The organism is Sphingopyxis sp. SCN 67-31, from assembly GCF_001725095.1.
The window spans coordinates 1-10,140 of record NZ_MEFH01000111.1; the positions used below are offsets into that span (position 1 = coordinate 1).

Annotated in this window: 12 protein-coding genes; 9 read left to right on the forward strand and 3 right to left on the reverse strand. The window is 66.0% G+C overall.

Features of this window, described 5'->3' with window-relative positions:
- The 7 genes from rpsE to ABS88_RS20090 form a co-directional block, all read left to right on the forward strand.
- The coding region (rpsE, locus tag ABS88_RS20060) for a 30S ribosomal protein S5 (protein ID WP_286750402.1) at positions 1-510 on the forward strand (510 nt) is incomplete at its 5' end.
- Positions 511-514: 4 nt separating this feature from the next.
- Positions 515-700: a 50S ribosomal protein L30 gene (gene rpmD / locus ABS88_RS20065; RefSeq protein ID WP_003042255.1), complete on the forward strand. Its 186-nt coding sequence runs from the start codon at positions 515-517 to the stop codon at positions 698-700.
- A 1-nt stretch (position 701) separates the two neighbouring features.
- The gene (locus tag ABS88_RS20070; RefSeq protein WP_003042257.1) at positions 702-908 is read left to right on the forward strand and encodes a DUF1737 domain-containing protein; all 207 of its coding nucleotides are present in this window, start codon (positions 702-704) and stop codon (positions 906-908) included.
- A 43-nt stretch (positions 909-951) separates the two neighbouring features.
- On the forward strand, positions 952-1,434 hold the full coding sequence (rplO, locus tag ABS88_RS20075) for a 50S ribosomal protein L15 (RefSeq protein ID WP_062767596.1): 483 nt from the start codon (positions 952-954) through the stop codon (positions 1,432-1,434).
- A gap of 237 nt (positions 1,435-1,671) precedes the next feature.
- Positions 1,672-3,045, forward strand: coding sequence for a preprotein translocase subunit SecY (secY, locus tag ABS88_RS20080; protein WP_086457933.1), 1,374 nt, complete (start codon positions 1,672-1,674; stop codon positions 3,043-3,045).
- Positions 3,046-3,092: 47 nt separating this feature from the next.
- Entirely contained in the window at positions 3,093-3,755 is a 663-nt protein-coding gene (locus ABS88_RS20085; protein WP_286750403.1) for an adenylate kinase, read from the forward strand.
- 48 nt (positions 3,756-3,803) lie between these two features.
- The gene (locus tag ABS88_RS20090; protein ID WP_286750404.1) at positions 3,804-4,523 is read left to right on the forward strand and encodes an SRPBCC family protein; all 720 of its coding nucleotides are present in this window, start codon (positions 3,804-3,806) and stop codon (positions 4,521-4,523) included.
- Positions 4,524-4,538: 15 nt separating this feature from the next.
- Here ABS88_RS20090 and ABS88_RS20095 read toward each other — a convergent pair whose 3' ends face one another.
- Together ABS88_RS20095 and ABS88_RS20100 are read right to left on the reverse strand one after the other, a co-directional pair.
- The gene (locus tag ABS88_RS20095; RefSeq protein ID WP_286750405.1) at positions 4,539-5,066 is read right to left on the reverse strand and encodes a YceD family protein; all 528 of its coding nucleotides are present in this window, start codon (positions 5,064-5,066) and stop codon (positions 4,539-4,541) included.
- The gene (locus ABS88_RS20100) at positions 5,063-5,593 is read right to left on the reverse strand and encodes a ubiquinol-cytochrome C chaperone family protein (protein ID WP_286750406.1); all 531 of its coding nucleotides are present in this window, start codon (positions 5,591-5,593) and stop codon (positions 5,063-5,065) included. Before ABS88_RS20100 ends, ABS88_RS20095 begins: the two co-directional genes overlap by 4 nt.
- 171 nt (positions 5,594-5,764) lie before the next feature.
- Here ABS88_RS20100 and ABS88_RS20105 point away from each other — a divergent pair, with 171 nt between their 5' ends.
- Entirely contained in the window at positions 5,765-6,253 is a 489-nt protein-coding gene (locus ABS88_RS20105; RefSeq protein WP_086457929.1) for an outer membrane protein assembly factor BamE, read from the forward strand.
- A 72-nt stretch (positions 6,254-6,325) separates the two neighbouring features.
- Here the strand turns inward: ABS88_RS20105 and ABS88_RS20110 are convergent, their stop codons facing one another.
- A complete protein-coding gene (locus ABS88_RS20110) occupies positions 6,326-8,590 on the reverse strand; it encodes an NADP-dependent malic enzyme (RefSeq protein ID WP_286750407.1) in 2,265 nt (754 codons plus the stop codon).
- 132 nt (positions 8,591-8,722) lie between these two features.
- Between ABS88_RS20110 and ABS88_RS20115 the strand changes: the two genes are divergently transcribed.
- A partial coding sequence (locus ABS88_RS20115; protein WP_502686173.1) for a MutS N-terminal domain-containing protein occupies positions 8,723-10,140 on the forward strand: 1,418 nt, incomplete at its 3' end.

Sequence of the window (10,140 nt, forward strand, 5' to 3'; positions counted from 1 at the left end):
CACATCAACCGCGTCTCGAAGACCGTGAAGGGCGGCAAGCGCTTCGGTTTCGCCGCGCTCGTCGTCGTCGGTGACGGCAAGGGCCGCGCTGGTTTCGGTCATGGCAAGGCGCGCGAAGTGCCCGAAGCCATTTCGAAGGCGACCGCCGCTGCGAAGAAGGCGATGATTCGCGTTCCGCTGCGCGACGGCCGCACGCTGCACCATGACGGTCGCGGCCATTTCGGCGCCGGCAACGTCACCGTGCGTTCGGCACCTGCAGGTACCGGCATCATCGCCGGTGGCCCGATGCGTGCCGTGTTCGAATCGCTCGGTGTTGCCGATGTGGTGACCAAGTCGGTCGGCACGTCGAACCCCTACAACATGATCCGCGCGACCTTCCAGGCGCTCGGCGAACAGACCAGCCCGAAGTCGGTCGCGCAGCGTCGCGGCAAGAAGGTTTCGGACCTGATCAAGCGCGGCGGCGTGTCCGATCGTGCAGCCGAGGCTGAAGCCGCGGCGGTGACGGAGTAAGACAATGGCCGACAAGAAGATCAAGATCCGCCAGATCGGTTCGCCGATCCGTCGTCCCAAGGACCAGCGCAAGATCCTGACCGGCCTCGGCCTGGGCAAGATGAACCGCGAAGTCGAACTGGTCGACACCCCGGAAGTGCGCGGCATGATCCGCAAGCTTCCGCACATGGTGGAAGTAATCGAGGGCTAAAGTGAAACTCTATCGCCTGTTGACCGGTCCCGACGATGCCGCCTTCTGCGCGCGTGTCGAAGGGCTGCTCAATCGGGGGTGGCAACTTCACGGCAGTCCGTCGATCACCTGCGTCGATGGCCGCGGCCATGTGGCGCAGGCGATCGTGATGGAAAAGGCCGGGCCTTATCCCGGCTTCCAACCGTCGAGTGAAATCGAACCCGACTGAAACACCGGGTTCAAAGCGCGACAAAAGCGAAAGCGAGTGCAAAATGACTATCAAGCTTAACGATCTTCGTGACAACAACGGCGCCCGCAAGGGCCGCATGCGCGTCGGACGCGGCATCGGTTCGGGCAAGGGCAAGACCGCCGGCCGCGGCCAGAAGGGCCAGAAGGCCCGCAGCGGTGTCGCGATCAATGGCTTCGAGGGCGGCCAGATGCCGCTCCACATGCGCATCCCGAAGCGCGGCTTCAACAACATCTTCGGCAAGGATTTCGCGATCGTGAACCTGGGCCAGGTGCAGAAGCTGGTCGATGCCAAGAAGCTCGACCCCAAGGCGACTGTCGACCATGCGGCGCTCAAGGCGGCCGGTGTGGCCCGCGGCGGCAAGGACGGCGTCCGTCTCCTCGCCAAGGGCGAACTGACCGCGAAGCTCAACTTCGCCGTTGCCGGCGCGTCGAAGGGCGCGATCGAGGCGGTCGAAAAGGCGGGCGGCAAGGTCGACCTGCCGGCGGCCGAAGCGAAGGCCGAGTAATTCGGACAAGGGGCGGTTCCGAAAGGGATCGCCCTTCGTCTTTGTGATCATCTCTATTCCCGCTCGATAGCGCAGGTTCGAGAGCCGTACCGGCCCCGCCAGATGCGAGCGGATCGATGGGGCGAATGAACGCCCCATCAAAAATGGGCCTTTCCCCTTGCGCTTCGTAACCGCCGAACGCACATAGGCGCGGGGTCGCCGGGGGCGCGGTCCGGAATATCCTCGAGGAAACTACCCATGGCCTCTCGCGCCGACCAGCTTGCTTCCAGCATCAATTTTTCGAAGTTCGGCAAGGCGACCGAACTCAAGAACCGCATCTGGTTCACGATCGGTGCGCTGATCGTCTTCCGCTTCCTGTCGTTCGTGCCGCTGCCCGGGGTCGACCCCGTGGCGCTGTCGCGCCTTTACAGCCAGGCGGCGTCGGGCGGCATCCTCGACATCTTCAACACCTTCTCGGGCGGCAGCCTGGAGCGCATGAGCATCATCGCGCTCGGCGTCATGCCCTATATCACGGCGTCGATTGTCGTGCAGCTCGCCGCGGCGCTGGCCCCGAGCCTCGCCGCGCTCAAGAAAGAGGGCGAAAGCGGCCGCAAGAAGCTCAACCAATATACGCGCTACGGCACCGTGCTGCTCACCGCGATCCAGGGCTATTTCATTGCCGTCGGGCTGGAAACGCTCGGCCAGAGCCAGGGCATCGCCGCGGTCGTCGATCCGGGCATGATGTTCCGCGTCGGCGCAGTCATCAGCATCGTCGGCGGTACGCTGTTCCTGATGTGGCTCGGCGAACAGATCACCAGCCGCGGGATCGGCAACGGTGTCTCGCTGATCATCATGGCGGGCATTCTCGCGCAGCTTCCGCGCAGCTTTGCCCAGATGTTCACGCAGGTTCGCGAAGGATCGATGGGCGGCGGCACGATCGTCGCGGTCATCGGCGGCGCGATCATCATCATCGCCTTCATCAGCTTCATGGAACGCGCACAGCGCCGCGTGCTCGTCCAGTATCCGAAGCGCGCGACGCAGCGCGGCGTGATGCAGGCCGAGCGCAGCCACCTGCCGCTGAAGGTCAATACCGCGGGCGTGATCCCGCCGATCTTCGCCTCGTCGCTGCTGCTGATGCCGCTGACCGTCACGCAGATGCTGGGCAATAATGTGAAGGGCGACACCGCCTGGGGCGATTTCCTCATCACGCTCAACCAGTATCTGGCGCACGGCCAGCCGCTCTATATGGCGCTCTATGCCGCCGGCATCATCTTCTTCTGCTTCTTCTACGTCGCGGTCGTCTTCAACCCCGAGGAAACCGCCGACAATCTGAAGCGCCAGAACGGTTTCATCCCCGGCATCCGCCCGGGCAAGAATACCGCGGCCTATCTCGATTTCGTGCTGACCCGCATCACCGTGATCGGCGCCGCCTATCTGGCGCTCATCTGCCTTATCCCGGAATATTTCATCGCCGGGTCGGGCCTGCCGTTCCAGCTTGGCGGCACCAGCCTGCTGATCATCGTCAATGTCACCATCGATACGATCAGCCAGATCCAGAGCCATATGCTCGCGCACCAATATGGCGATCTGATCAAGAAGGCCAAATTGAAGGGCGGCATTGCGCGCCGCTGACGCGGTCGCTAGGCGAAATCCTGACAGGGTAGGCAACAGGGGGCGTCATGACGCTGAACATCATTTTGCTTGGACCGCCGGGAGCCGGCAAGGGAACGCAGGCTTCGCGTCTGGTGGAAGAGCATGGGATGGTCCAGCTTTCCACCGGTGACATGCTCCGTGCGGCCGTCAAGGCGGGAACGCCGATCGGCCTGCAGGCCAAGGCGGTGATGGACGCGGGCGAACTGGTGTCGGACGAAATCGTCTCGGGCCTGATCGGCGAGCGGCTCGACGAGCTCGGGAACGAAACCTCGGTCATCTTCGACGGCTATCCGCGCACCGCGGCGCAGGCCGAGGCGCTCGACGGCATCTTGTCGGCGCGCGGCCGCAAGCTCGACCATGTCATCGAACTGGTCGTTGACGAAGATGCGCTCGTCGACCGGATCACCGGACGCTTTTCGTGCGCCAATTGCGGCGAAGGCTACCACGATCGCTACAAGCTGCCGAAGGTCGAAGGCACCTGCGACGTGTGCGGCAGCCATGATTTCAAGCGCCGTCCCGACGACAATGAGGAAACGGTGCGCACGCGCATGGCCGAATATCGCGCGAAGACCGAACCGATCCTGCCGATCTACGAGGCGCGCGGGATCGTCAGCAAGGTCGATGGCATGGCCGCGATCGACGCCGTCAACGATGCGATCGAGGCGATCCTGCGAAGCGACGCCAGCTAGTCAGCCCCCCTGGCGCCGTCTATGAAGGCGGCGAAGGGGGAATGATCCATGCATGTGAAATCGTCTTTCGGCGCGCTCCTGTTCGCGGCGACGTGCGTCGCCTCGCCGGCAGCGGCCAAGGTCATCGATCAGAGCGACATCGGTTTCACCGTCGCGCATACGGCGCAGGTCGCCGCGACGCCCGAAGATGTGTGGAAAATGCTCCGCACCCCCGACAAATGGTGGTCGAAAGAGCATAGCTGGTCGGGCGATGCCGCCAATTTCTGGCTCGACTCGCAGGCCGGTGGCTGTTTCTGCGAAAAGCTGCCCGATGAGGGGCAGGGTGTCGGCAGCGTCCAGCACGCGCGGATCATCTTCGCCAAGCCGGGGGAAATGATGCGCCTGTCGGGCGCGTTCGGGCCGCTGCAGGGCGAGGCGGTCACGGGGACGCTGACGATCCAGATCAAAAAGACGCCGACGGGTAGTGCGATCCGCTTCGACTATGTCGTCGGCGGCTATATGCGCTTCAAGGTCGCCGACATCGCGCCGGCCGTCGACAAGGTGCTGGCCGAACAGATGGTCGGGCTCGCGAACGCGCTCGGCGGATCGCTCCCGGTCGCGCGCGGCGACAAGCCGGCCGAGGAAAAGTCAGACGAAGGCGCGGACGAAACGTCCAAACCGGCCGATACCGATGCCGAGGCGGACGGCGCGGCGGAGCCGGCGCCCGCCGATTCGGGCCTCGACGCCGCGGTCGCCGATCTCGTCAAGGACGAGCCCAAGACCGACTGACGCCCGCTGCCGACGTCAGGAAGCGTCCTTGCCGCGCAGCTGGGCGAGCGCGCCGAAGGGACCGGCCTGTTCTTCGGTCAGCACGCCCTTTTCGGCGAGGATGCGGTCGGCATCGGGATGGCGCGGAAAGGGCTCGAGCGCCAGCGACAGCGTCTGCACCGCGGCTTCGCCGATATCGACGCGATCGCCTTCGAGCGGCAGGACATCGCAATCGTCCGCGCTGATCTCGACCTCTTCTTCCTCGCTCGCGTCGGCGCCGATGTCGCGCAGGAAGCGCAGGTCGAAGGGGTCGGCGATGTGCGCAGGGACAGGGAGATCGGTGGCGGCGCACGCCTGCACGACGTCCGCGGTGATGCGGCCTCTTGCGGCGATCCCGCCGGCGACGGCGAACACCTCTGCCTCGACGACGAAGCGATCGAGCGCGACCAGGCCGAGTCGCTTGGCGATCGCGGTGCGGGTCGCTTCGTCGGCGTCGAGCGCGACCTTGCGGCCCTGCATCGCGTCGGCGAGGGTGACGATGTGCGAAAGTTCGGGATTGGTCATGCGGGCTCTCCGGGCAAGCGGTCGGCGACGACCAGGTCCGCAACCGGCATCGCGGCAAGCCCCGTGCGAAGGGCCGCCACCGCGGCCATGACATGCGCCAGTCCTTCGGCGGGCGGCGCCTTGCCGCGCCACAGATTGCGCACCAGCGCTTCTTCCAGCGCCGCCGACCCATCGGGCGCGCGATAGGCGCCCAGCCGTCCGCCGAGCGCACCAACCATGCGCCCGACCTGTTTGCCGACCACCATGTCGCCGAAGCCGATCTGGCGCATCTGCCCATCCATGTCGGCGACGAACAATTCGGTCAGTTCAACCCCCGCCAGCGCCTGGTCGGGATCATCGTCGATGCGATGGAGGACGAGCGCGAGTACCAAGCTGACCATGTCGAAGCGGCCGTCGAGCGTGTCGGGAACCTGTCCCGCCAGATACCAGTGCGGCGCACGCGCGGCCGCGACGACGGCGTTCCAGAGCGGACGCCGCGCTTCGCGGGGATCGGGGGCGGATCGGAAGAATTTGCTGATCGAGAACATGGCCCACCGCTTAGGCCCATTCGGCGTCGCGGAAAAGAGGCACCGGTCAGCCTGCAGCAAGCTTTGCGGCGGCATAAGCCGCTTGTGCGTCCCGTCCGCTTGCGGTTAAGAGGCGCACAAGCCAGCGCCTGCGCCGCCGTCCGGCGAGCCGCGCGCAACGGAGACCGATTGATGCCGAAAACCATTGCCTCGCTTACCGGCCGCCGCGCGGGCCTCATCCTTGCCGGGGTCGCGCTTGCGCTGTCGGCGGGGGGATGCGCCCAGCTCAAGGGGCGTCAGGGCTATATCGTCGATCCGGTGCTGACCGACGCGATCACCCCCGGCGTCGACAATCGCGAGTCGGTGGAAAAGACGCTCGGCCGTCCGACCTTCGTCGGCCAGTTCGGCAACAATGAATATTATTATCTGTCGCGCGAAACGCGCCAGCTCGCCTTCGCCCACCCGCGGCCTGTGTCGCAGCAGGTGCTGCGCGTCAGCTTCGATCCCGCAGGCAATGTCGTCGGCGTCGACCGCACCGGGCTCGAACAGGTGAGCAAGATCAGCCCGAACGGCGACAGCACGCCGACGCTGGGCCGTCATCGCAGCTTCTTCGAGGATATTTTCGGCAATATCGGCGCGGTCGGCGCGCCGGGTGTCGGGGGCGGCGCACAGGGCCAGTAAGCCCCCGTTCGGGATCTCTGCAGACGATGAAAAGCGGCGATGATCCATGGATCAGCGCCGCTTTTCGTTGGATCAGACTGCGATGCCGCCCGCCGCCAGAACCGCCAGTGTGACCAGATCCGAGGCGGTGGACGCCATCGTTGCAATCTGCACCGGCTTTTCCATCCCGATCAGCATCGGTCCGATGACTGCGCTGCCGCCGAGTTCGCGCAGCAGCTTTGCCGACAGATTGCCCGACTGCAGCCCCGGCATCACCAGAACATTCGCGGGGCCCGAGAGGCGACAGAAGGGATAATTGGCCATGACGCGCGGATTCAGCGCGACGTCGGGCGACATTTCGCCTTCATATTCGAAGGCCGGCTGGCGATCGTCGAGGATGTGGACGGCATCGCGGATATTGTCGAGCCACGATCCCGGCGGGTTGCCGAAGGTCGAATAGGACAGGAAGGCAACGCGCGGTTCGTGACCCATGCGGCGTGCGACCTGCGCCGTGCGGTCGGCGATGTCGGCGAGCATTTCGGCCGAGGGGCGTTCGTTGACCGTCGTGTCGGCCATGAAGATGGTGTGATGCTGTCCGACGAGGACGTGAATGCCGAAGGCCGTCTTGCCCTCGGCAGGGTCGATCACCCGCCGCACTTCGCGCATCGTCTGCGAATAGGTGCGCGTCACGCCGGTGATCATCGCATCGCCAAGGCCGAGTTTGAGCAGCAGCGAGCCGAAGATGTTACGATCACGGTTGACCATACGTTCGATGTCGCGGCGCAGATAGCCGCGGCGCTGGAGCCGCTCATAGAGCATTTCGACCATCTGGGGGACGTGCGGCGAATTGACGCTGTTATGAACCTCGAAGCTTTCGGGGTCGGCGACGCCCATGTCGCGCAGCTTGTTGTGCAGACCTTCGCGCCCGACGAGGACGGGAATGCCATAGCCGCCGTCGCGGAACTGGATCGCGGCGCGCAGCACCACTTCTTCCTCGCCCTCGGCAAAGACGACGCGCTTCGGATTGGCGCGCGCCGCTTCATAGGCGAGGGTGAGGACCGATGTGGTCGGATTGAGCCGGGCACGCAGCCGCGTGCGATACGCCTCCAGATCGTCGATCGGCTGCTGCGCGACGCCCGTCTCCATCGCCGCTTTTGCGACCGCCGCGGGGACGATCTCCATCAGCCGCGGGTCGAAGGGCGAGGGGATGATATATTCGGGGCCGAAGCTCGACGCGCGGCCGCCATAGGCCGCCGCCACTTCCTCGGGCACCTGCTGGCGCGCGAGATCGGCGATCGCATAGGCGGCGGCAATCTTCATCTCTTCGTTGATCGCGGTCGCGCGCACGTCGAGCGCGCCGCGGAAGATGAAGGGGAAGCACAGCACATTGTTGACCTGGTTGGGATAGTCCGAACGCCCCGTTGCGATGATCGCGTCGGGGCGCGCCGCACGGGCATCGGGGGGCGAGATTTCGGGATCAGGGTTCGCCATCGCGAAAATGATCGGCGCGGGCGCCATGTCCTTCACCATCTCGGGCTTGAGCGCGCCCGCCGCCGACAGGCCGAGGAAGACGTCCGCGCCGCTAAGCGCTTCGGTCAGGTCGCGCGCTTCGGTCGGAACGGCGTGGGCCGATTTCCACTGGTCCATTCCTTCGGTGCGGCCCTGGTAGATGGTGCCCTTGCGGTCGCACATGATGACATTTTCGTGCCGCACGCCCATCGCCTTGATCAGCGCGGTGCAGGCGATGGCCGCAGCGCCGGCGCCGTTGACGACAACCTTGATGTCGGCCAGATCGCGCCCGGTCAGATGGCACGCGTTGATGAGCCCGGCGGCGGTGATGATCGCGGTGCCATGCTGGTCGTCATGGAACACCGGGATGTTCATCTTTTCCTTGAGCGCCGCCTCGATGATGAAGCAGTTGGGGGCCGCGATGTCCTCGAGGTTGATGCCGCCGAAGCTCGGTTCGAGCAGTTCGACCGCGTCGATGAACGCCTGCGGGTCTTCGGTCTTGAGCTCAAGGTCGATCGAATCGACATCGGCGAAGCGCTTGAACAGCACCGCCTTGCCTTCCATCACCGGCTTCGAGGCGAGCGCGCCGAGATTGCCCAGGCCCAAGATGGCCGTGCCGTTCGAGATCACGGCGACAAGATTGCCCTTGGCGGTATAGTCATAGGCCTTGGCCGGATCCTCGGCGATTGCATTCACCGGCACCGCGACGCCCGGCGAATAGGCGAGGCTGAGGTCGCGCTGCGTCGCCATCGGCTTCGACGCGACGATCTCGATTTTCCCCGGCCGCCCATAGCTATGATAGAGCAGGGCCTCGCGGTCCGAAAATTGCACCTTGCTGCCGCCGTCCATTCTTTATCCCCTACTTCGATTATCAGGATGCGCGTCCGAGCCCATTCCCTAGCGTCGGCTTGGCGAAATGGAACCCCGTGTTTCTGGCCCGCGCGCCTTGCCATGCGAGCCCCAATGACTAAGCAGGGGCGGATGTCCGTTCCCGCTCCCGCCAACAGCAACAGCAAGGCCCCTCCCGCCGCGACGCCGATGATGGCGCAATATTGGTCGCTCAAGGAAAAGGCCGGCGATTGTCTGCTCTTCTACCGCATGGGCGATTTCTTCGAACTGTTTTTTGACGATGCCAAGGCAGCGGCCTCGACGCTCGACATCGCGCTGACCTCGCGCGGCGAGCATGGCGGCGAACCGGTGCCGATGTGCGGCGTTCCCGTCCATTCGGCCGAAGCCTATCTCGCCCGCCTGATCCGCGCCGGCCACCGCGTCGCGATCGCCGAACAGGTCGAAACCCCCGCCGAGGCCAAGGCGCGCGGCGGATCGAAGGCGCTCGTCGCGCGCGACATCGTGCGCTTCGTCACCGCCGGGACACTGACCGAAGAGGCGCTGCTCGAAGGGCGGAGCGCGAACCGGCTTGCGGCGCTTGCCGAGGTCGGCAGCGAAGGACTGGTCGCCATCGCCGCCGCCGATATCTCCACCGGGCGGTTCGAGGTCGTCGCGGTGCGGCGCGAAGCGGTCGACGCCGAACTGGCGCGGCTGGCCCCGTCCGAACTGCTGATCAGCGAAGCGGCAGACGAACAGCCGCCGTCGGCGGCGCGCCAGATCGTTCGCCGCCCCGCCGCCGAGTTCGCGAGCGGCGCGGGGCAGAAGCGGCTCGAGGCCTTGTTCGGGGTGCAGACGCTCGACGGCTTCGGCAATTTCTCGCGCGGTGAAATCGCCGCCATGGGCGCGATCGCCGCCTATCTCGACCATGTCGGCACCGGAGGGGCGGTCTTTCTGCAGCCGCCCGTGCGGCACAGCGCGGGCGACCGGATGGCGATCGACGCGGCGACGCGCGAGAGCCTGGAGCTGGTTCGCACCATGGCCGGCGCGCGCGACGGCAGCCTGCTCGGCACGATCGACCGCACCGTGACCGCGGCGGGCGCGCGGCTGCTTGCCGACGACCTTGCAAGCCCGCTCACCGACAAGGGCGCGATTCTCGACCGGCTTGATCTCGTCGATGCGCTGGCGCGCGATGCCTTGTGGCGCGCCGATCTGCGCGCCGCCTTGCGCGCGCTGCCCGATGCGGGCCGCGCGCTCGGCCGTCTTGTCGCTGGGCGCGGCGGGCCGCGCGATCTGGCGCAGCTTCGCGACGCGCTCGGCGGTGCACGCCTCCTGCGCGAGCGGCTTGCGCTGCGCTCCGATCTGCCGCCGCTGCTCGCGCGGCTGCTGCCGGGGCTCGACGGTCATGGCGCGCTGGTCGATGAACTGACGCGCGCGCTGATCGAAACCCCGCCGGTCGATGCCGCGCAGGGCGGCTATATCGCCGAAGGCTATGACGCCGCACTCGATTCGCTGCGCGAGACCGCGCGCGACGGGCGCAAGGCGATTGCGGCGCTCGAAGCGGGCTATCGCGA